Consider the following 21,107-nt stretch of genomic DNA (forward strand, 5'->3'; position numbering starts at 1 on the left):
CTACCTGCGCATTTATCAGGGCACTTTGGGGCAATCATCGACCGGTGATTGCCCTCACCCGCCGATCCTGAAGAGGTCAGGACAACCCCGAGCGGAGTGGACGACATGTCGCACCATCTCGACTCACTTCTCGCCCGTCAGGACCCTCGTTGTCCGGACGCGGGGATTTGACCACCTCGAAGCCCTTGGAGGCCTTTCCTTATGTCGCCGCCGCGCCCTGACCCGGCCGCCTGAAAAGCCGGTGCGGTATTCGCGGGCTGTTGCGAATGGCGCGTTGTAGGAAATCTTCACCCTCTTGTAGGTTTCTGGAAGGTATCTGCATGGGGGGACCGTGACTAGTTTGATCATTGGAGTGGACGGCGGGGGCACCAGTACCCGGTGTATGGTCGTCGACGAGACCGGAGAGGTGGCGGGGCGCGGGCGTGCGGGGGGCACGAACGTGGTCTCCGTGGCCGATCCTGCCGCCAATGTGGTGGCCGCGTTGCGGGCCGCGATGGCTGGGCTTGATCCGTCCCGTGTGGTCGGAGGTGTACTCGGTCTGGCGGGTTCCGGGGCTGATCGGGCCCGGCGGATGGCGGGGGAGTCCTGGCGGTCGGCCGGGCTGCCGGGCGTGCCCGAGGTGGTGGCGGATGTGCTGGTCGCCTTCGCCAGCGCGACCGCGGAGCCGGATGGGGCGGTCCTGCTGTCCGGCACGGGCGCGGTGGCGGCCCGGATCGCGGGCTGGCAGGTGGTGCGGGTCGCCGATGGTCGTGGTTGGTTGCTCGGTGACGAGGGTTCGGGTGTGTGGATCGGCAGGAGGGCTGTCAAGGCGGCGTTGAAGGCGCTGGACGGCCGTGGCGGGCCGACCGTGCTGGGCGAGCGGCTCGCCGAGCTCGGGACCTCGGCCGATGCGCTGGTCTCCACCGTGTATGCCCGGGTGGCCGAGTCCGGTCCCGCCTGGCTGGCCGGGTTCGCTCCGCTGGTGGACGAGGCCGCCCGCGAGGGTGACGCGGTGGCCTGCGCCATTCTCGACGAGGCCGCGCGCCGCCTGATCGCCACCGCTGGGGCGCTGGGCCCGTCCGAGGGGCCGCTGGTGCTGGCGGGTTCCCTGCTCACCCAGCCCACCGAGCTGGCCCGGCGGGTGCGCGCCGAACTGGGCGCCGCCTGCCCCCTGTCGGCCGGGGACGGCGCCGCGGGGGCTGCCGCGCTCGCCTTGCGAACCGTGTATCCCTCGGCTGAGCTGCATCGACGGGTGATCGGGGCAGCCGGGTGAGCCTTGAGCGCATGGCGATGAGCGTGCTCCAGCCGGGCTTCGACGGGACCGAGCCACCGGACTGGCTGCGGCGGGCGCTCGGGGACGGGCTGGGCGGGGTCGTGCTGTTCGCCCGCAATCTTCTCGACCAGGAGCAGACGGCGCAGGTGGTGGCCGCGCTGCGCGGCGAGAGCCCGGACGTGGTCGTGGCGGTGGACGAGGAGGGCGGCGCGGTCACCCGCCTGGAGGCCAGGACCGGGAGCTCGTGGCCGGGCAACCGGGCGCTGGGCGTCGTCGACGATCCGGTCACGACCGGGCGGGTGGCCCGCCAGATCGCCCGCCTGCTCGCCGTCGCCGGGATCACGCTGAACTACGCGCCCGTGGCGGACGTCAACTCCAATCCGGCCAATCCCGTCATCGGCGTACGGTCCTTCGGGCCGGATCCCGAGCTGGTGGCGCGGCACACCGTGGCGTGGATCGAGGGGCTCCAGGGGGCGGGGGTGGCGGCCTGCGCCAAGCACTTCCCCGGGCACGGCGACACGGTGACCGACTCGCATCTGGCGCTGCCGACCGTGCACGCCTCGCGGGAGGTCGTCGAGCACCGGGATCTGCCGCCGTTCCGGGCGGCCATCGCGGCGGGCGTACAGGCGGTCATGTGCGGGCATCTGCTGGTGCCCGCGCTGGACGACCAGCCGGCCACGCTGAGCCGTGCCGTGATGACCGGGCTGCTCAGAGAGGAACTCGGTTTCGGGGGCCTGGTGGTGACCGACGCCATCGAGATGCGCGCCGTGGCCGCCTTCCACGAGCCCGGCGAGATCGCGGTCCGCGCGCTGGTCGCGGGCGCGGACGCCGTCTGCGCGGGCATCTCCTCGCCGGACGGATCCAGCGTGTACGCCCTGCGGGACGCCATCGTGGCGGCCGTACGCGGGGGACGCCTGCCGGAGGAGCGGCTGGCGGAGGCGGCGGCCCGCGTACGCGCCCTGGTGGCCTGGCACGCGGAACGGGCCAGGCAGCGGGCCGAGGTCGCCAGGGACCCCGACGAGGACCTGGGCCTGCGGGCCGCCGAGGCCGCGCTGCGCGTGGTGGTCGGCGAGCACGCGCGTCCGGTGCTGGCGAGGGCTCCGCTGGTGGTGGAGATGGCGGCGCGGTCCAGCCAGGCGGTCGACGGCATCGGCCCGCCGGGGGTGGCGCGGGCGCTGGCCGAGCTGCTGCCGGGCACGGTCGAGGTGTCGGTGGACGCCGGGGGAGCGCTCCCCGACCTCAGCGACCGGGACCGGCCTGTGGTGCTGGCGGTACGGGACGCCGCCCGGCACGCCTGGATAAAAGAGCTGCTGGGAGAGGCGCTGCGGCAGCGGCCGGACGCGGTGGTGGTGGAGACGGGCCTGCCGGGGCCGCCCGCCGGGGCGGTGCATGTCGCCACCCATGGGAGTTCCCGCGCCTCGGCCCGTGCCGCGGCGCGCTGGCTCACCAACTGAGAAACCCCCTGATAAGAGAGAAGTTGAACCCCCGTGAGCGGACCTACGGCCGCGAATCTGGTGGCGAGCGTGCGCGCGGTGCTGCCTTCGCTGACCCCCTCGGCGCGGGCGATCGCCCGCCTGATCCTGGATGATCCCGCGATGGTGGCCAGGAGCACGATCACCGAGCTGAGCGTGGTCTCCGGCACCAGTCAGGCCACCATCGTGCGTACCGCGCGTGCCCTCGGCTTTTCCGGATACTCCGAGCTGCGGCTGGCGCTGGCGGCGGCTTCGGCGCGCGGCGAGCCGGACCGGCTGGTGCCCGGGGACCTGGCCCCCGGTGACCCGCTGGCCGACGTGATCGCCAAGGTGACGCGGGCGGAGTCCGACGCCTTGGCGGACACGGCGGCGCAGCTGGCGCCGGAGATGCTCGGCGCGGTCGTGCAGGCCCTGACGGACGCCCGGCGGGTGAACGTGCTGGGGGTGGGCGCGTCCGGCCTGGTGGCGGCGGACATGGCGCAGAAGCTGATGCGGATCGGCCTCGCCGGTCACGCGTTCACCGACGTGCATCTGGCCCTGACGGCGGCGGCGCTGGCCCAGCCGGGGGACGTCTGGGTGGCGGTGAGCTGCACGGGCGAGACGGCGGATGTGGTGGAGCCGGTCAGGACCGCAGGGGAGGCGGGCGCCACGACGGTGGCCATCACCAACAACCCCCGTTCCTCGCTGGCCGGTCTGGCCGACCACGTGCTGGTCTCGGCGGGCCGGGAGACCGCTTTCCGGCCGGGCGCGCTGGCGAGCCGGATCAGTCAGCTGTTGATCGTGGACTGCATTTTCGTGGGGGTCGCGCAGGGCACATTCGCGATCTCCGACGCCGCGCTGAAGGCGACGAAGGGTGCGCTCGACAGGTACGGTGGAAGGCGTATCCGCAGCTAAAGGGGCATTGGTAAAAATAACCTTCGCGGATGCCATGGCGAGGGAAACAAATTGACACTGCCTGTCGCCCCACGTAAGGTCCTGGCAATCGGCAACCAGGAGTAGTTCATGAGACGACTCGCGGTGATCACGGCCCTGGCGGTGATCGCGACCGCCACCGCGTGCCGCGGGGTGGGGGACTCCGGCGATCTTGGGGTTTACACCACGGTCGACGGCGCCAAGCAGATCGACGCCACCGCGCCGATCAATCCCTTCAATCCGCAGGGCAACACGTTCCTGGGCTATGACGCGATGTCGCTGGCCTGGCCCAAGAACGATCCGGTCGATCCCAACAGGTTCTATCCGGGCTTGGCGGCGAGCTGGACGGTGACCCCCGATCAGGGTGAGGTCGTCGTCCACCTCCAGCCGAAGGCCCGGTGGTCCGACGGCAAACCGGTCACCAGCGAGGACGTGCGCACCTCGATCGGCCTGGCCTACACCCAGGGCGGCACGGCGTACGCGGTGGATCCCAAGGCGGCGGGCGCGGCGGCGGATGTGAAGGTGGTGGACGCCAAGACCATCAAGGTCACCCAGGGCGCCAACAAGAGCAACACCTTCCTGCGCAACGTGCTGTCCACCGTGATCGTGCCCGCGCACGTCTTCGGCGGCCTGCTGCCCGCGAACTTCTGGAACACGCTCGCGGCGGCCAGGGGCACCGGGACGGCGGCCGAGCAGGCCAAGGCGCAGATCACCGGGCTGGCGCAGAAGGTCATCTCCTTCGCCCCCCGTGAGGACGTCTCGGCCGGTCCTTTCGTGCTGAAGCGGGTGAACCCGGGTGAGGCGCTGCTGGTCAGGAACAAGTACTTCTACGCCCCCGAGAACATCGCCCCCGACCGGGTCAAGGTGCTCAACTACACCGGCAACCAGCAGATCTGGAACTACCTGATCTCCGGCACGCTGGACAGCGCGCCCTTCACGGCCGTGCCGTCCGCGGTGCTCAAGCGCATCCGGCAGACCCAGGGCAACGAGGTGCTCAAGGGCTTCTCGCCGGTCGCGGTCTCGCTGGCCTTCAACCAGAGCCAGAAGCCGTACGACAACGTGCACGTGCGCCGGGCGCTGGCGTACCTGATCGATCGCGCCCAGGTCACCCGGGTGGCCTCGCCGGAGGCGGGCATCCCCGCGCAGACCACCACCGGCATCCACGAGACCTCGGCCAAGTCCTGGCTGGGCGACGGGATCACCGACCTGGACGCCTACCGGGTGGACCCGGCCAAGGCCGTCCAGGAGTTGGAGGCCGCCGGGATGACCAGGCAGGGCGGGCGCTGGGCGATGCCGGACGGCGCGCCGTGGAAGGTGGAGATCCACGTCCCGGCCTCGTTCTCCGACTGGGTCGCCGCCGCCAAGTCCATCACCAGCCAGCTGAACGACCACGGCATCGACGCGACCGTGATCACGGCCGCGGACTACCCGCTCTACCTGGACGAGCTGGCGGCGGGCAAGTACGGCATCGGCTTCTGGCTGATGGCGCTCGGCCCCTCGCCGTACAACATCTACCAGCGCGTCTTCGGCCCGGCCAACGGCTGGCAGATGCTGGCGGGGCAGCTCACACACGCGGCGCCCGGCACCCAGGGCAACTGGATGGGCAGCCCCGAGACCGTCGACGGGGTGAACCCGGGCGTGCTCACCGGCGAGCTGAACGTGGCGGGCCCGGACCGGCAGCGGGAGATCGTCGGCACCCTGGCGAAGGTCACCAACCGGGACCTGCCCATCATCCAGCTCTACGACTACGTCAACACCCAGTTCGTCAACAGCAACCGCTACACGGGCTGGCCGGCCACCGACAGCGACGTGCTGCGGCTCTCGGCGGGCGTGTGGATGCAGCTCGGAATGATCAAGAAGAAGGTGGACCGATGAAGACCGTCGTACGGCGGCTGGCGGGCCACCTGGCCCGTGGAGCCGCGATGATCTGGGTGGTCACCACGATCAGCTTCGTGATCATCCGCACCATCCCGGGCGACCCCGTCCGAGCGCAGTACGAGAAGCTCATCGAGCAGGGCATGGCGCCCGACCAGGCCGAGCGGGCCACCGCCGCGCTCTACGGCTTCCTGCCCAAGGGCAGTCTCTGGGACCAGTACGTCGGCTACCTGAACGGCCTGATCCACCTGGACCTGGGCCAGTCGCTCAGCACCCCGGGCACCCCCGTCGCCACCCTCATCGGGTCGGCGGCCAAGTGGACGATCCTGCCCGTGCTCGGCGGCACGCTGCTGAGCTTCCTGCTGGGCGTCACCCTGGGCGTCTACGCGGCGATCAAGCGCTCCGGCCGGCTCGGCGACGCGCTGGCGATCTCCGGCTCCCTGCTGCACGGCGTGCCGCAGTACGTCATCGGCCTGCTGGTCATGGCGGTCTTCACCACGCTGTGGCCGATCCTGCCCGCGGGCGGCCCGGTGGACATCATGTACGACCCGGGCTTCAACGCCCCGTACATCGTCTCGCTGGTCGAGCACGCCACGCTGCCGGTGCTGACGTACGCGCTGGCCGGTTACGGCGGCTGGATCCTGGCGATGAAGTCGAGCGTGGCCACCGTGCTCGGCGACGACTTCATCCTGGCCGCGGAACTGCGGGGGCTGCGGCGCGGCATCCTGTTCCGCTATCTGGCGCGCAACGCGATCCTGCCGCTGTTCACCATCCTGGCGCTGTCGCTCGGCATGCTCTTCGGCGGCGCCATCTTCATCGAGACGATCTTCAACTATCCGGGTCTCGGCCTGCTGCTGGTCAACAGCATCGGCGCCCGTGACTACGCGCTGATGGGCGGCACCTTCCTGGTGATCACCGTGGCGGTGGTGGTCGCCAACATCGCGGCCGACCTGCTGTACGCCGTGATCGACCCCCGGGTGCGCACCGGAGGTGCGGCATGACGGCCACCCAGACGGCCACTGTCCTGCCCGCCCCGGCCAGCACCCCGCGCCGCAACTTCTGGCGGGGCGTGGTGCGCGTGCTGCGGCGCAAACCCAGCCGGATGGCGGGCGTGGTCATCCTGGTGCTGTTCGCGTTCCTGGGCGTGTTCGGGCCGATGCTGTACCCGAGCCCGCTGCCCCGCGACGACAACGCGCTGTACGCGCCGCCCAGCCTGGCCCACCCGTTCGGCACCGACTTCGAGGGCACCGACGTGCTCGCCCTGGTCGTCACCGGCACCCGGTACGTGCTGCTGGCCGGCCTGGCCACGGCCGTCATCACGGTGGCGCTCGGCACCGCGATCGGGCTGCTGGCCGGGTTCCACCGGGGCCGCTGGGACACCGTGCTGATGCGCCTGACCGACCTGCAGCTGACCATTCCGGGGCTGCCCCTGCTGCTGGTGCTGTCCACGGTGTGGAAGTTCACCAGCCCGCTCGAGATGGGCGTGGTGCTGGGCGTGCTCGGCTGGGGCGGCATCGCCAGGGCCGTCCGGTCCCAGACCCTGTCCCTGCGGGAACGCGGCTTCATCGAGGCCGCGCGGGGCCTGGGCCTGTCCACCCGGCACATCGTCGGGCGCGAACTGCTGCCCAGCATGGCCCCCTACATCGCGATGAACATGCTGATCGCCGTCACCGGCGCCATCTACGCGCAGGTGGGGTTGTTCTTCCTGGGCGTGCTGCCGTTCGACGCCAACAACTGGGGCGTGATGCTCAACCTGGCGGTCTTCGGCGGCGGGGCGCTGACCAGCGCGGCGGCGCTGCCGTACCTGCTGGCGCCGCTGCTGGCCATCCTGCTGCTGACGCTGGGCATCGTGCTGGTCGTCGACGCGATGGACGAGATCTTCAACCCACGGCTGCGTGAGGAGTAGGCCCCGCTATGACCGAATCTTCTTCTGCGCCCGGGGTGCGCGTCCGGGATCTCACCGTCGTCTACAAGACGCCCGCCGGTGAGCTGCCCGCCCTGGCGGGCGTCAGCCTCACCCTGGCGCCCGGCACCATCACCGGGCTGGTCGGGGAGTCCGGATCGGGCAAGTCCACGCTCGCGTTCTCCCTGCTCAACGCCGTGCAGCCGCCGGGCAGGCGGAGCGCGGGCAGCGTCGAGATCGACGGCATCGGGGATGTGTCCCAGCTCGCCGGCGACGACCTGCGCCGCGTCCGGGGCCGGCAGGTGGGGTACGTCTTCCAGGCCGCGCAGAACTCCCTCAACCCGCTCAAGACCATCGGCAAGCAGCTGCTCGACCTCGGGCGCTCCCACGAGGTGGCGGACCTGCCCGCCCTGGTGCGCGACGCCCGGGCGCTGCTCGGCCGGATGGGCCTGGACGGCGGCCGGGTGCTGGACTCCTACCAGCACGAGCTGTCCGGCGGCATGCGGCAGCGGGTCGGGATCATGCTGGCGCTGGTGCTCAACGCCCACCTGGTCGTGCTCGATGAGCCCACCACCGCCCTGGACATGATCACCCAGGCGACCATCCTGCGCATCGTGCAGGAGGTGCACCGCGAACGCGGGCTCACCACGCTGATCGTGACCCACGACATGGGCGTGGCCGCGGAGGTCACCGACAGCATCGCCGTCATGTACGGCGGGCGGGTGGTCGAGCACGGGCCCACCACGGCGGTGCTCGGCTCGCCCCGCCATCCCTACACGCAGGGCCTGATCCGGGCGATCCCCCGCCTGTCCGGGGACATCGCCGAGGCCAGGGCGCTGCCGGGCCGGCCGCCCACGCTGGGCACCATGCCCGCCCAGGGCTGCGTGTTCCGGGAGCGCTGCCCGGAGCGCCGGGAGATCTGCGACAGCGTGGATCCGGCCCCGGTCGCCGTCGGCGACCGCAGGGTCGCCTGTCACGCGGTGGAGCCCGCCCCGGCCTCCGCTCGGGTACGGAAGGAATGCGCTTGATCATCGCTACCGGCATCACCAAGAGCTACCGGCAGCGGGGCAACCTGCTCGGCGGGCGGGACGTGCGCGCGCTGCGCGGCGTCGACTTCGCCATCGGCAAGGGCGGGGCCGTCACGTTCATCGGCGAGTCCGGCTGCGGCAAGACCACGCTCGGGCGGATCGCGGCCGGTCTGGAGACCTACGACTCGGGCGAGATCGTCATCGACGGCGTGCGGATGTCCTCGCTGCGGCACCGGCAGCGGCAGGCGCACTTCCGCCGGATCCAGCTCATCCACCAGGACCCGTACTCGGCGCTCAACCCCACCCGCACCATCCAGCAGACCCTGGACGCGCCGCTGGCCCTGCGCGCCCGGCAGACCGGCCGGTCCAAGGCGTGGGCCGACAACCGGGCGGCCGAACTGCTCACCCTGGTCGGCATCGACCCCGGGTACGTGCTGCCCCGCTACCCCCACCAGCTGTCGGGCGGTATGCGGCAGCGCGTGGTCATCGCGCGGGCCCTCACCGTCGACCCCGAGGTGCTGGTCGCCGACGAGTCGGTCTCCATGATCGACGTCTCGCTGCGGCTCGGCATCCTGGCCCTGCTCAAGGACCTGCGCGAACGGCTCGGCGTCAGCGTGCTGTTCATCACCCACGACATCGCCACCGCCCGTTACCTCGGCGACGACGGCGAGCTGTACGTGATCTACCGCGGGCAGGTGGTGGAGCGCGGCGCGACCGAGACCGTCATCTCGGCGCCGGTGCACCCGTACACGCAGTCCCTGCTGTCGGCCATCCCCGTCCTGCGCGGGGTCGAGCGGCCGGGGCCCGAGCGGGTCGAGCCCACCGAGGCCCTCGACGAGAGTCACGCCGACACCGGCTGCCTGTTCGCCCGCAGGTGCCCGTTCCGAACCGAACGCTGCGAGTCCGAACTCCCGCTGCTCGGGCGCGATGGGGACACCACGCAGGAGCACGCCTGCTTCCATCCCCGGCGCCGCAGCGTCATCCCCGTGGAGGTGACCGCGTGATCGACATCCTGCCCGACCCGCTGGACGCGCGCGACCTGGCCCGTGACGCCCTCACCTTCGACACCGCCAGCGCACGCGCGGTCGTGGCCCGCCTGGCCGCGCCGCCGGACGGCCGCCGCTGGACCGCGCTGGCCACGCCCGACCTGGACGGCGTGGTGTTCGCCTCGATCTCCCAGCACCTGTCCACCGTCGGCCACGTGGACCTGCTGGCGGTCGACCCCCGGGCGCGCCGCCGGGGCCTGGGCCGCGCCCTGGTCGGCGCCGCCGAGGAGTGGCTGCGCGCGGCGGGCGCCGAGGAGGTCCAGTTCGCGGGGAACCCGCCCTGCTACGCCTGGCCCGGCATCGACGTGCGCTACACCCCCGCCCACTGCCTGGCGGAGAGCCTCGGCTACGAGCAGTTCCGCACCGCCTGGAACATGACCGCGCCGCTGACCGGGGGCCTGGCCTCGGCCGCCGACCTGGCCCGCCTGGCCGAGGAGGGGGTCACCGTGCACGCCGCGCCCGAGGGGGAGCGGACCGAGGTGGCCGAGTTCATCAGGAAAGAATGGAACGACTCCTGGGCCTGGGAGGCCGAGCACGCCGGCGGCTGCCACTACGCCCGGCGCGACGGCGAGATCCTCGGCTTCGCCGCCTGGGGCGCGCGGCCCTCGTGGTTCGGCCCCATGGGCACCGCCGAGGCGGCGCGCGGGCTCGGCGTCGGCCGGGTCCTGCTGCGCCGGTGCCTGGCCGACCTGGCCGCCACCGGCCTGCGCAGCGCGCAGATCGGCTGGGTCGGCCCGGTCCACTTCTACTCCAGGGCGGTCGGCGCGCGGGTCGAACGGGTCTTCTGGCTCTACCGCCGCCGGCTGGGCGCGCAACCGAAGGAGACGCCATGACGCGGTCACTGGGCGGGCTGGTCACCGAGCAGAGCGATCCCCGGCACCGCCGGATCGACCTGCTCCCGACCGAGGAGATCGCCCGCCGCATGAACGCCGCCGACGCCACCGTGCCCGGCGCGGTGGCCACGGCCATCCCCGCCATCTCCGCCGCGATCGACGCGATCGTGGCGCGGCTGGCGGACGGCGGGCGGCTGCTCTACGTGGGCGCGGGCACCTCGGGCCGGCTCGCCGTGCTGGACGCCTCGGAGTGCCCGCCCACCTACGGCACCGACCCCGGGCTGGTCGTGGGCGTCATCGCCGGCGGCGCCGCGGCGCTCACCCACGCCGTGGAGGGCGCGGAGGACGACGCCGAGGCGGGCGTGGCCGCCGTGCGCGCCGAGGCCGTCGGCCCCAGGGACGCCGTGGTCGGCATCTCGGCCAGCGGCCAGGCCCCCTTCGTGGTCGCCGCCGTGACCGAGGCCCGCCGCCTGGGCGCGCTCACGGCCGGGCTGTCCTGCAACACCGGCACGCCCCTGTCGGCCGCCGCCGAGCACGCCATCGAGGTCGTCGTCGGCCCGGAGATCGTCACCGGTTCCACCCGCCTCAAGGCGGGCACCGCGCAGAAGCTGGTGCTCAACATGATCTCCACGATCGCGATGATCAGATCCGGCCGCACCTACGGCAACCACATGATCGAGATGGCCACGACCAACAGCAAGCTCGCCGACCGCGCCGCCCGGATGGTCAGCGACATCACCGGCACCGACCTCCGCACCGCCAGGGACACCCTGGAAGCGGCCGGGCTGGAACTCAAGACCGCCGTCGTCATGATCGAACGCGAGCTCCCCGCCGACCGCGCCCGTGCCCTCCTGGCCGCCGCGAGCGGCCGCCTGGCCACCGCACTGGACGCGTAACAGCATGGGGACGTCGCTTGACGACGTGATCGTGGCAGCGGTGCCGGAGGTGGCCTCCGCCGCCGTGGCCGTGATCGCGGTGGACGGGGTTCCGGTGGCGAGCGCGGCGGCCGGTGAGCTGGTCCGGTTCGCGGACGCGGCCGGGACGCTCGCGCCCGACCGGCCCGCCGCCGGGCCCGACACCGTCTTCGACCTCGCGTCGCTCACCAAGCTTTTCACCACGGTCGTGGTGCTGTCGCTGGCCGAGGAGGGTCGCCTCGGTCTCGACGACCCGGTCGCGACCTGGCTGCCGGGCCATTACGGCGACCGGCCGGCGATCACGGTCAGGCACCTGCTCACCCACACTGCGGGCCTGCCTTCCGGCCGGCGCGTCGAGGCGGAACCACCCGGGCAGGCCCGCTGGGACCTGATCCTCTCCACTCCCGCCACCGCGCCCCCGGGCGCGGCGCACGTCTACTCCGACGTCGGCATGATCACCCTGGGCCGGGTCGCCGAGATCGCGGCCGGGGCGTCCCTGGACACCCTCGTCCGCGACCGGATCACCGCGCCGCTGGGCCTTGACGACACCGCCTACCGGCCGGACCCCGCCCTCCTGCCGAGAATCGCCGCCACCGAGTACAAGGCCGAACGCGGCGGGTGCGTGCGCGGCCAGGTCCACGACGAGACCGCCCACGCGCTCGGCGGCGTCTCCGGCCACGCGGGCCTGTTCTCCACCGCCCGCGACCTGCTCCGCTTCGCCGAGATCCTGCGTACCGGCGGCGCGGGAATCCTCACCCCCGCGTCAACCGCGGAAATGCTGCGCGACCACCAGGTGAGCGGCGCCGTCTTCCGCCAGGGCCTCGGCGTCCGCATCGGCGACCCGGCGATCGTCGGCCCGCTGTCGGACGCCTACGGCCACTCCGGCTTCACCGGCACCTCGCTGGTGGTCGACCTCACCCATGGCCTGACCATCATCCTGCTCACCAACAACGTCCATCCGCTACGGGACAGAGCCGGCATCCGCGACCTGCGAACCGCCGTCGCCGCCACCGCCCTCCGGCTGCGGCGAGAGGGCGGCCTGGGGTAACGACGCTTCGGGCACCGCGACCGACGGCACGAAGGCGGAGTCGATCAGGCTGGTCAGTCGCCGGAGTTCTTCGAGGTGGGTGGCGCTGAGTTGGGTCAGTTTCCGTTTGCCCGCCTCGGTGAGGGTGAGGTGGACCCGGCGGCGGTCGGCGCCCACGCCCACGCCGCGGTTGCGGGTGACCAGGCCGAGTTGTTCGGCGCGGTCGATCAGCTGGACGACGCTGTGGTGGCGGGTGCAGAGGTATCCGGCCAGTTCGCTGATGGTGGGGCCGAGCGCGCCGAGATGGCCGCGGATCGCGAGCAGCAGCTGGTGCTGGGCAGCGGTGAGCCCCACCTCGGCCGCACGCTCCTCGCTCCAGCGCAGGAAGCGGCGGACGCCGACGCGGAAGGCGAGCAGCTTGGCGTACTCGCGGTCGGTGATGTCTTCGGACGGCGGGGCCATTCCCTAAATCTCCTGGTGTGATAGTATCACATCATGATATATGGGCCGGGCGTCAGCGGAAGAGAATTCCATCCGCGCCGCGGCTGATCGCGGGGCGTCCCGCGCCACGAGCCTTACGCACGCATCCTGCGTTCGCAGAAGGTGGTGAAAGACATGTCAGAGCATGCCATGAGGCTGCACCCCGACATCGCGGAGTTGCGCGACAAGTACGAACTCGCCTCGGAGTCACAGCCCGCCAAGGTGGTCGCCGGCTTGACCTTCCTGACCGGGCTCTATCTCGCGATCTCTCCGTGGGTCGTCGGGTTCCAGCGGTTCCCGACCCTGGCCGTGAACAACCTGATCGTCGGGATCGCCGTGGCGACGCTGGCGCTCGGGTTCGCCTCCGCCTACGGTCGCACCCACGGCCTCGTCTGGGTCGTGCCGCTGCTCGGCATCTGGACGATCATCGCCCCGTGGGTGGTCAGCGGTCACAACGCCACCGCGGGGACCATCTGGAGCAACGTGGTGACCGGGGTGATCACGTTGCTGCTCGGGCTGGCCACCATGTTCGGGATCGGCCGGGCTCGGTTCGGTGAAGCTCGGACTCGGCCGCCGGACACGATGCACACCCGGTGACATCGATTCCCGAGGCGGGGCCGGCCCGATCGCCGGCCCCGCCCATGGGAAGCTCACTCCCTGTCGGGCCGACCACACGTGCGCTTCAGGCGTTCTCCTCCAGGAGGTGCGCCAGCACCTTCGCGTGACTGTGGTCGAGGTCGCGGGTGGCGGTCACCAGGGTCGTGGGACGCTCGCCGGCCAGCTCGGTCAGCCTGGCCAGGGCCGCCGCGCCCTCGGCGGTGTCCAGCTCGCGCTCGTACCGGCGGGTGAACTCCTCGAAGCGTTCCGGCTGGTGGCCGTACCAGCGGCGCAGTTCGGTGGACGGGGCGACCTCGGGAACCCATTCGTCGACGCGCGGGTCGTCCTTCCGCACGCCGCGCGGCCACAGCCGATCGACCAGGATGTGCGCGGTCGCGTCCCTTGATTCGTCGTACACGCGTTCTACCTGCATAAATCCATTATCGCGCCGCGCTGGGCCCATGGGACTTTCGGCCCTACAGCCCTCGGGCCGTAGGGGTCGATGGTGAAGGTTGGGGTCTGTTTTCAGGAAAGGTGGTGGGGACGTTGTCAGCCACTGGAGTTCACAGTCTTGAGCGCACCATCCAGACCACCAACCGCTGGTTGGCCGATCTCGCCGAGTCCATCGGGACCGAGGACCGGGAGTTCGCCTATCACGTGCTGAGGATGTGGTTGCATGCCGTCAGAGACGGCATGACCATCGACAACGCCGCACATTTCGCCGCACAGTTGCCCGATCTGCTGCGCGGCGTCTACTTCAACGGCTGGAATCCGCGAGCGGTGCCGATCCGCCGCAACCGGAAGGAGTTCATCGACAATTTCGCCCACCCCGGCCGCATCGCCCGGGCGGACGTCATCAAGCTGGCGCCGATCGTGACGGCCGTCCTGTGCGACCAGATGTCGGAGCGGCCGATCCAGCACGCGCTCGCCCTGCTGCCGCAGGACGTACGCGAACTCCTGCTACCTGCGGAGAAGCCCAAGAGCGAGTGAATCAGGCGGGTATCGCGCGGACCCAGCGCCGGTCGGGGGTGAGGAAGCCCGCGATGGTCAGGCCCGCCGCGTTCAGCGCGTCCTCCAGGAAGTCGTCGTCCAGGCGTTTGCTGAGGTAGTAGTGGGTCCAGGTGCGCTCGCCCAGGGTGTAGCGCATGGTCGCGCCGAGCAGGCCGGGACCCGGGCGCTGGAGGTCGGTCATCTCGATCCTGAGGCCCTGGCCGTTGACCCGCACGCTGGGGGCCACTGCGTCGTACCACTCCGGCGGCTGGCGTTGCAGGATCACGCACCCGTCCTCGGCCACGTGCCGTCGGCAGCTGCGCAGGAACGCCGCGCGCAGTTCGTCGTCGGCGACGTCGATCACGTACGACATCAGCAGCACGACGTCGAAGACTTCCGGCAGGGCCAGGTCCTGGATCGGGGAGACGACCGTTCTGGCGCCCTTGACGTGCCGGAGCATCTCGGGGGAGTCGTCCACCGCGACCACCTCGTGCCCGAGCGCCAGCAGCGCGTGGGTGATCCGGCCGGCCCCGGCGCCGAGTTCCAGGACGCGCGCCCCGGCGGGCACCGCGCCGTGGATCAGCTCGGGTTCGCCGTCCGGCTTGAGCATCGCGTAGACGTCCACGGCGGACCCGTCCGGCGCGATGCTTCCCGGGCCGGTGCCGTGGTAGGGCGGCTCTTTGGTCATTTCATGATTTTACCGAGCCGGGTAACGGACCCCTGGCGCTCGCCGAATATCCATCGATGAACGAGCGGGCCTCGATCGCGGGGAATCTGGCCGAGCTGGCGGAGATCGTCCGGGACGCGCCGGGGCGGGCCGCCGGGCGCGGGGCGGTGGACGTGCTGACGGCCGCGGCGGGCCACGGGGACGAGCGGGCAGTGCGGGCGCTGGGGCTGGTGGTCGCCGGTGCGCTCGGGCGAGAGGATCACCCGCTGGCGCGGATCCTGGAGATGGGCTACCTGTCGCGGCCGTTCCTGACCGAACTGGACGCCGTCCGGGAGCTGGCCGACCAGGTGGAGGAGGAGCTGCCCGTCCTGCGCGAGCTGGTACGCCGGGACGCCACCGAACAACACCTCGTGCTGGCCGCGTTCGTGCTGGCCGTGTTCGCCGACTTCGCGGCCTACACCGGGGAGGTCCTGGCGCGGCACACCCTGCCCGGCATGCGGCTGCGGATCATCCGGGAGATCGTCACGACGGCCCGGGTGGTGCCCGGCGACAGCGTGGACGCCACCTTCGAGGTCGGACGTGCCTTCATCCTGGGCCTGACCTCGATGGACGGGTTCCGCGGCACGATGAACCACGAGTTCGGCCACCATCTCGGCAACGACCTGATGGGGCGGCGCTCCGAGACGCTCGACGCGGATCGCGGGCGCGAGCTGGGGCGGGGGCTGGCCGCGGTGGTGGCCGCCGCCCGCCGGTTGCGGGGCCAAGGTCTGAGCGCGGGGGACCCTCGGCAGGTGGCGCTGCCGTCCGGACTGTCCATCATGAGCACGGCCGAAGACGGATACACCCACCTGTCCTTCCGGCAGAGCGGCGGGGCCATCGACCTCGACTACGCCATCGACTGCGCCCACCTGGCCGTACGGTTGCTGGGGGCGGCGCCGTACCAGGTGGCGGTGGCCTACTCGGCGTCCGGCATGTTCCACCTGGCCGTCCCCGGCCACCCGAACGCGACGTGGGTGCGGCTGCGCGCCGCCGCGCGGATGCCGGTGCCGGAGCGGGAGGCGGCCGAGTGGTTCGCGGAGCTGAGCCGTACCGGGCGGGTGGCCGACGACGAGTGGGGCATGATCGCCGTGCTCACCCGCGGTGAGCGGCCGCGAATGGTGTACGTCTCCGCGGGCGAGCAGAGCATGCGGGACATGACGATCTGCGCCCAGTTGCGGAAGGGCGACCCGATCACCGAAATCCCCCAGGAGGAGCGGGTACGGGCGGCCGTCGCGTGCGGCGACCCGGTGGCGCTGCGCGCCGCCCTCGACGGCGGGTACGCCGGGCCGCTCGGCCTGGACCGGCTGGGGGAGAGCCGGACCCTCATGGAGGGCGAGCACCTGGGCTCGACCGCCGCCGACATCCGGGAGGTGGTCGCCGCCCTGCACGCCGCCGGGCTCGACGTGAACGGACCCGCCGACGAGGCGGGCGGCACGCTGCTTGTCGACGCCGCGGCCCGCGGTCCCGGCCTGACCGGCTTCCTGCTCGCCCACGGCGCCGACCCCCGGCGGCGCGGCGCCGACGGGACGACCCCGCTGGCCCGGGCCCGGGACCCGCGTACCGTCGAACTGCTCGTGGCGGCCGGCGCGGACCCCGACATACCCGACGAGCAGGGCAGAACCGCGCTGCACCTGGCCGCCGCCGAGGGCGACGCCGAGACCGTCGCGCTGCTGCTGGCCAGTGGAGCCAGGCAGGACGCCGCCGACGCCGACGGCGACACGCCGCTGGCCTACGCGGCGAGCCCGGCGGTGGCCGAGGCCCTGTGCGCGGCGGGCGCCGACCCGGACGCGGCCGGGCCGTCGGGGCGTACCCCGCTGATGAACGCCGCCGCCGACGGCCGGGCCGAGGTGGCCGAGGCGCTGCTGCGGCTCGGCGCCGACCCCCGCGCGGTCACCGACACCGGCGTGTCGGCGCTGCACTTCGCCGCCGGGTATCCCCTCGCCCGGCAGGCGGTCGCCCTGGTCACGCTGTTGCTGGACGCGGGGGCCGTGATCGACGAGGAGAACAACCAGGGCACCACGCCGCTGATGGTCGCCACGATGGACATGCTGGTGGAAACCGTCGAACTGCTCGTGTCACGCGGCGCCGACGTCAACGCCCGTACGGTCGAGGGGTTCACCCCGCTCATGCACGCCTCGGACGGGCGCACCGAATGGTCGCGCGATCTCTCGCATAATGACCGCATGACGCGGTGCATGCGCCTGCTCGCCGCCGCCGGGGCCGATCTGGACGCCGCCGGGGACCAGGGCTGGACGGCCCTGCACTTCGCGCTGCTCGGCTTCGACGCCGGTCCGGTGGCCTGCCTGCTGGAGCTGGGCGCCGATCCCAACCTCGCCACCGATGACGGGATGACGCCGCTCCGCCGGGCCAGGGAGAAGGGCCACGAGAAGATGGTCGAGGACCTGATCCGGGCGGGCGCCCGGTGAACCCCGTGCTCGCCGCCATCGACGCGGGGGCCGCCGGCGGTGTGGTGGACCTGCGCGGCCTGCGCCTGCGCGAACTGCCCGACGAGTTTCCCGCCGACCCGGCGATCCGCCGCGTCGACCTCAGCGGCAACCGGCTGGCCGTGCTGCCGCCCTCGCTGCTGCGCCTGCCGGGGCTGCGCGAGCTCGATCTGGCCAACAACCGGCTCGCCACCCTGCCGGACGCCTGGTCGGCGCTGCCGGAGCTGGTACGGCTGGACGCCTCGGAGAACCGGCTGACCACGCTGCCGCCCGCGCCGCCGGGGCTGCGCGACCTGCTGGTCTGCGGCAACGCCCTGACGGACGTCCCGGCCGGCGCCTTCACCACCCTGGACATCTCCGGCAACCGCCTGGGCGGGCTGGCGAACCTGCCGGCGACGCTGGAGAGCCTGGACGCCTCCGGCAACCGCATCACCGCGCTGCCCGACCTCCTCGACCTGCCGGCGCTGCGCCGCCTGGACCTGTCTGGCAACCGGCTGACCTCGGTGGACGTGCTGCGCGCCCTCACCCTGGACGAGCTCCACCTCGACGGCAACCTGCTGGCGGCCCGCCCCGGCGTCACCGCCCGGTTCTTCACCGACCTGGGCAATCCCTACGGCGACAGCCCGGAGAGCAGCCGCGTCCGCGAAGCCGTACGGGCGCACACGACGGGGCACGCCGACCCGGGCAAGCAGTACTTCGACACCGCCACCCTCGTCTTCGCCTTCACGCTGGCGATCAGCGGCACGGTCGCCGTGCGCACGTTCGTCGACCACTACTACAAGCGCTTCAAGGGCGTCGGCGTCACCGTCACCCTGGCCGACGGCACGCGGATCGAGCTGACCGACCTGAGCCGCAGCACCGCGCTCAAGCTCGTGGACGACCTGCGCGAACCCCGGGTGACGGCAGGGTTCCCGCCGGTCAAGGCCGGGCCGGGCGCCGCCGCCACGGCCGAGTTCGTGACCCAGTCCATCGCCAGGCTCGGCGAGGCCGACCTGGTTCCGGCGGCGGGCCCGGTCATCCACTTCCGGCAGGTCATCTTCAACGGCGAGGTCACCATGGGCGATCAGATCAACATCGGCAGCATCTCCGGCTCCAACGTCAACATCAAGTCGCGGCTCACCCGCGTCACCCAGACCGTGGGCGCGGCGGCCACGCTCGACGACACCGTCAGGGCCGAGCTGAACCAGCTGGTGGAGAAGCTGGCCGCCGCACTGGACCAGCTGCCCGCCGAACAGGCGCGGGACGGCGAGGCCGTCGCCGAGACGGCCGCCGACCTGGTCGAGAAGGCCACCCAGGAGAAGCCGAACAAGAGACTCGTGGACACCATCGCCGGCGGGCTGAAGTCACTGGCCGAGGGGCTGGGCCCGGTGGTGCCCGTGGTGGCGGCCATCGTCGAACTGGTCACGAAGATCACCGCTTAGCCGGCCGGGAGGCGGACGCGGAACACGGCGTGACCGGGGCGGCTCTCCAGGTCGACGGTGCCGCCGTGGGCGGTGGTGACGGCGCGGACGATGGCCAGGCCGAGGCCCGAGCCGCCCGAAGCGCGGGAGCGGCTCTGGTCGCCGCGGGTGAAGCGGCCGAAGACCTCCTCGTGGCGGTCGGGCGGGATGCCGGGGCCGTCGTCGGCGACGGCCAGTTCGGCGTGGCCGTCCCGTTCCCTGAGGGTGACGGTCACCGTGCTGCCGGGCGGGGTGTGGATGCGGGCGTTGGCCAGCAGGTTGGCGATCACCTGGTGCAGGCGGAGGGCGTCGCCGCCGACGACGACCGGCTCCTCGGGCAGGTCGAGCACCCAGCGGTGGCCGGGGCCCGCCGCGCGGGCGTCGGAGGTGGCCTCGATGGCCAGGAGGGTCAGGTCGACCTCCTCGCGGACCAGCGGGCGGCCGGCGTCGAGACGGGCCAGCAGCAGCAACTCGTCGACGAGTTCCGACATCCGGCCCGACTCGGCCTGGATGCGGGTGAGCGCGTGCCTGGTCTGCTCGGCTGAGCCGTCGCGCAGGGCCAGCTCGACGTGGCCGCGGATCACCGCCAGCGGGGTGCGGAGCTCGTGGCTGGCGTCGGCGGCGAACGCGCGCAGCCGCTGCTCGGCCTCGTGCCTGCTGCGCAGCGCCTGGGCGACGTGCCCGAGCATGCGGTTGAAGGCGGCGGCGACCTGGCCGGTCTCCGAGCGCGGGTCGCCCTCGGCCACCCGTTCCGCCAGGGTCACCTCGCCGGTGTCCAGGCGCTGGGCCGAGACCTGGCGGGCGGTGGCGGCGATCCGGTCCAGGGGGCGCAGCGAGAGCCGTACCCAGAGGGTGCCGGCGACGCCGGTCACGGCCAGCACGCCGGCGAAGAGCGCCAGTTCCAGGAGTTGCAGCCGGTGGACGGTCTCCTCGACGCCGCGCAGCGGCAGGCCGGTGATCAGGATGTCGCCGTCCCGGCCGGAGACGGCGAGCACGCGGTAGTCGTCCAGCGCGGACAGTTCGACCGTACGGGGCGTGCCGTCGCCGGGCAGGGCGGCCAGGGCGGCGCGGTCGTCGGACGACAGGACCGGAGGCGAGCCGGCCGTGCGGTCGGTGACCATGGCGGCGTGCGTGACCGCACCGGCGTAGACCCGCGCGCCGAGGGTGCCGACGGTCTGCCCGCGGGTGTCGCCGCCGCCCTCGAACTGGTCCTCGTGCTCCAGGCTGGCGGCGAACCTGGCCGGGTTGGCGGCCAGCTGCTGGTCGACCCGGTCCACCAGGAAGCGCTGCAGCCCGACGGTGGTGGCCAGGCCGACGACGGCGCAGGCCAGCGCGAGCAGGGCGACCACGCCGGCCACCAGCCGGCCACGGACGGTGTGCAGGATCATGTCGCCCTGAGCACGTAGCCGACGCCGCGCACGGTGTGGATGAGCGGCGCGCGGCCCGCGTCGATCTTCTTGCGCAGGTAGCTGATGTAGAGCTCGACCACGTGCGCCTGCCCGCCGAAGTCGTAGGACCACACCTGGTCGAGCAGCTGGGCCTTGCTCAGCACCCGCCGCTCGTTGACCATCAGCACCCGGAGCAGCTCGAACTCGGTGGGGGTCAGGTCGATCGGCGTCCCGGCGCGGCTCACCTCGCGGGCCTCCTCGTCCATCACCAGGTCGGCCACGACCAGGCGGTCGCCGGTGTCCTGGCGGGCCATCCCGGCCCGGCGGAGCAGCCCGCGCAGCCGGGCCACGACCTCCTCCAGGCTGAACGGCTTGGTCACGTAGTCGTCGCCGCCCGCCGTGATGCCGGCGATCCTGTCCTCCACGGCGTCCCGCGCGGTCAGGAAGAGCACGCAGGTCTCGGGGGAGCGTTCGCGCAGGCGGCGCAGGACGGTCAGGCCGTCCATGTCGGGCAGCATCACGTCGAGGACGACCGCGTCGGGCGCGAACTCGGCGGCCTCGCGCAGCGCGGCGCCGCCGCTGCCCGCCGTACGGACCTGCCAGTGCTCCTGGCGCAGCACGGCGTCGAGCACCTCGACGAGGTCCGGCTCGTCGTCCACCACGAGTACCCGGATCGGCGTGCCGTCCGGGCGTAGCAAGTCCGCCATCATTGTCCTCCCTCCCCCAGTGAACAGCCGGTTTATCTGAGAATCCTATGAATAGCGGCAGTGGCGGCTTTCAGAGGGAAAACAGAACTTCGCC

The 21,107-nt window shown here is 72.3% G+C and carries 20 protein-coding genes; 15 read left to right on the forward strand and 5 right to left on the reverse strand.

Going from position 1 to position 21,107, the window contains the following annotated elements:
* Positions 1–331 precede the first annotated feature (331 nt).
* The 11 genes from KIP79_RS01840 (at position 332) to KIP79_RS01890 (ending at position 12,283) form a co-directional block, all read left to right on the forward strand.
* The gene (locus tag KIP79_RS01840) at positions 332–1,252 is read left to right on the forward strand and encodes an N-acetylglucosamine kinase (protein WP_214102881.1); all 921 of its coding nucleotides are present in this window, start codon (positions 332–334) and stop codon (positions 1,250–1,252) included.
* The gene (locus tag KIP79_RS01845; RefSeq protein WP_308169514.1) at positions 1,249–2,706 is read left to right on the forward strand and encodes a glycoside hydrolase family 3 protein; all 1,458 of its coding nucleotides are present in this window, start codon (positions 1,249–1,251) and stop codon (positions 2,704–2,706) included. The genes KIP79_RS01840 and KIP79_RS01845 overlap by 4 nt, the downstream gene beginning before the upstream one ends.
* A gap of 33 nt (positions 2,707–2,739) precedes the next feature.
* A complete protein-coding gene (locus KIP79_RS01850) occupies positions 2,740–3,618 on the forward strand; it encodes a MurR/RpiR family transcriptional regulator (RefSeq protein WP_308169515.1) in 879 nt (292 codons plus the stop codon).
* A gap of 108 nt (positions 3,619–3,726) precedes the next feature.
* Positions 3,727–5,511 carry an ABC transporter substrate-binding protein gene (locus KIP79_RS01855; protein ID WP_214102882.1) on the forward strand — a complete coding sequence of 595 codons (1,785 nt, stop codon included), beginning with the start codon at positions 3,727–3,729 and terminating at the stop codon, positions 5,509–5,511.
* On the forward strand, positions 5,508–6,512 hold the full coding sequence (locus KIP79_RS01860; protein ID WP_214102883.1) for an ABC transporter permease: 1,005 nt from the start codon (positions 5,508–5,510) through the stop codon (positions 6,510–6,512). The genes KIP79_RS01855 and KIP79_RS01860 overlap by 4 nt, the downstream gene beginning before the upstream one ends.
* Positions 6,509–7,417, forward strand: coding sequence for an ABC transporter permease (locus tag KIP79_RS01865; RefSeq protein ID WP_214102884.1), 909 nt, complete (start codon positions 6,509–6,511; stop codon positions 7,415–7,417). Before KIP79_RS01860 ends, KIP79_RS01865 begins: the two co-directional genes overlap by 4 nt.
* 8 nt (positions 7,418–7,425) lie before the next feature.
* Entirely contained in the window at positions 7,426–8,442 is a 1,017-nt protein-coding gene (locus KIP79_RS01870) for an ABC transporter ATP-binding protein (protein ID WP_214102885.1), read from the forward strand.
* Positions 8,439–9,446 (forward strand): ABC transporter ATP-binding protein, encoded by a 1,008-nt coding sequence (locus KIP79_RS01875; RefSeq protein WP_214102886.1) that lies wholly within the window; start codon positions 8,439–8,441, stop codon positions 9,444–9,446. The genes KIP79_RS01870 and KIP79_RS01875 overlap by 4 nt, the downstream gene beginning before the upstream one ends.
* A complete protein-coding gene (locus tag KIP79_RS01880; protein WP_214102887.1) occupies positions 9,443–10,321 on the forward strand; it encodes a GNAT family N-acetyltransferase in 879 nt (292 codons plus the stop codon). The genes KIP79_RS01875 and KIP79_RS01880 overlap by 4 nt, the downstream gene beginning before the upstream one ends.
* Positions 10,318–11,217, forward strand: coding sequence for an N-acetylmuramic acid 6-phosphate etherase (gene murQ / locus KIP79_RS01885; RefSeq protein ID WP_214102888.1), 900 nt, complete (start codon positions 10,318–10,320; stop codon positions 11,215–11,217). The genes KIP79_RS01880 and murQ overlap by 4 nt, the downstream gene beginning before the upstream one ends.
* Positions 11,218–11,221: 4 nt before the next feature.
* Positions 11,222–12,283, forward strand: a complete 1,062-nt coding sequence (locus tag KIP79_RS01890) for a serine hydrolase domain-containing protein (RefSeq protein ID WP_214102889.1) — start codon at positions 11,222–11,224, stop codon at positions 12,281–12,283.
* On the opposite strand, the gene KIP79_RS01895 is transcribed toward KIP79_RS01890, so the two are convergent.
* On the reverse strand, positions 12,197–12,724 hold the full coding sequence (locus tag KIP79_RS01895) for a MarR family winged helix-turn-helix transcriptional regulator (RefSeq protein WP_214102890.1): 528 nt from the start codon (positions 12,722–12,724) through the stop codon (positions 12,197–12,199). The genes KIP79_RS01890 and KIP79_RS01895 overlap by 87 nt on opposite strands.
* 153 nt (positions 12,725–12,877) lie before the next feature.
* Here KIP79_RS01895 and KIP79_RS01900 point away from each other — a divergent pair, with 153 nt between their 5' ends.
* A complete protein-coding gene (locus KIP79_RS01900; protein ID WP_214102891.1) occupies positions 12,878–13,339 on the forward strand; it encodes an SPW repeat protein in 462 nt (153 codons plus the stop codon).
* Positions 13,340–13,424: 85 nt separating this feature from the next.
* On the opposite strand, the gene KIP79_RS01905 is transcribed toward KIP79_RS01900, so the two are convergent.
* The gene (locus KIP79_RS01905) at positions 13,425–13,772 is read right to left on the reverse strand and encodes a DUF488 domain-containing protein (RefSeq protein WP_214102892.1); all 348 of its coding nucleotides are present in this window, start codon (positions 13,770–13,772) and stop codon (positions 13,425–13,427) included.
* Between the two features lie 113 nt (positions 13,773–13,885).
* Between KIP79_RS01905 and KIP79_RS01910 the strand changes: the two genes are divergently transcribed.
* Positions 13,886–14,329 carry a DUF2267 domain-containing protein gene (locus KIP79_RS01910; RefSeq protein ID WP_214102893.1) on the forward strand — a complete coding sequence of 148 codons (444 nt, stop codon included), beginning with the start codon at positions 13,886–13,888 and terminating at the stop codon, positions 14,327–14,329.
* A 1-nt stretch (position 14,330) separates the two neighbouring features.
* Here KIP79_RS01910 and KIP79_RS01915 read toward each other — a convergent pair whose 3' ends face one another.
* Positions 14,331–15,017, reverse strand: a complete 687-nt coding sequence (locus KIP79_RS01915) for a class I SAM-dependent methyltransferase (RefSeq protein WP_214102894.1) — start codon at positions 15,015–15,017, stop codon at positions 14,331–14,333.
* A gap of 56 nt (positions 15,018–15,073) precedes the next feature.
* Between KIP79_RS01915 and KIP79_RS01920 the strand changes: the two genes are divergently transcribed.
* Entirely contained in the window at positions 15,074–17,461 is a 2,388-nt protein-coding gene (locus KIP79_RS01920) for an ankyrin repeat domain-containing protein (protein ID WP_214102895.1), read from the forward strand.
* The gene (locus KIP79_RS01925; protein ID WP_214102896.1) at positions 17,458–18,900 is read left to right on the forward strand and encodes a leucine-rich repeat domain-containing protein; all 1,443 of its coding nucleotides are present in this window, start codon (positions 17,458–17,460) and stop codon (positions 18,898–18,900) included. The genes KIP79_RS01920 and KIP79_RS01925 overlap by 4 nt, the downstream gene beginning before the upstream one ends.
* Here KIP79_RS01925 and KIP79_RS01930 read toward each other — a convergent pair.
* Positions 18,897–20,306, reverse strand: a complete 1,410-nt coding sequence (locus tag KIP79_RS01930) for a sensor histidine kinase (protein WP_250212490.1) — start codon at positions 20,304–20,306, stop codon at positions 18,897–18,899. The two genes, KIP79_RS01925 and KIP79_RS01930, sit on opposite strands and share 4 nt — an antisense overlap.
* On the reverse strand, positions 20,303–21,016 hold the full coding sequence (locus tag KIP79_RS01935; RefSeq protein WP_308169516.1) for a response regulator transcription factor: 714 nt from the start codon (positions 21,014–21,016) through the stop codon (positions 20,303–20,305). The genes KIP79_RS01930 and KIP79_RS01935 overlap by 4 nt, the downstream gene beginning before the upstream one ends.
* Between the last annotated feature and the right edge of the window lie 91 nt (positions 21,017–21,107).

Source organism: Acrocarpospora catenulata (genome assembly GCF_018476525.1).
Taxonomy (GTDB): domain Bacteria; phylum Actinomycetota; class Actinomycetes; order Streptosporangiales; family Streptosporangiaceae; genus Acrocarpospora; species Acrocarpospora catenulata.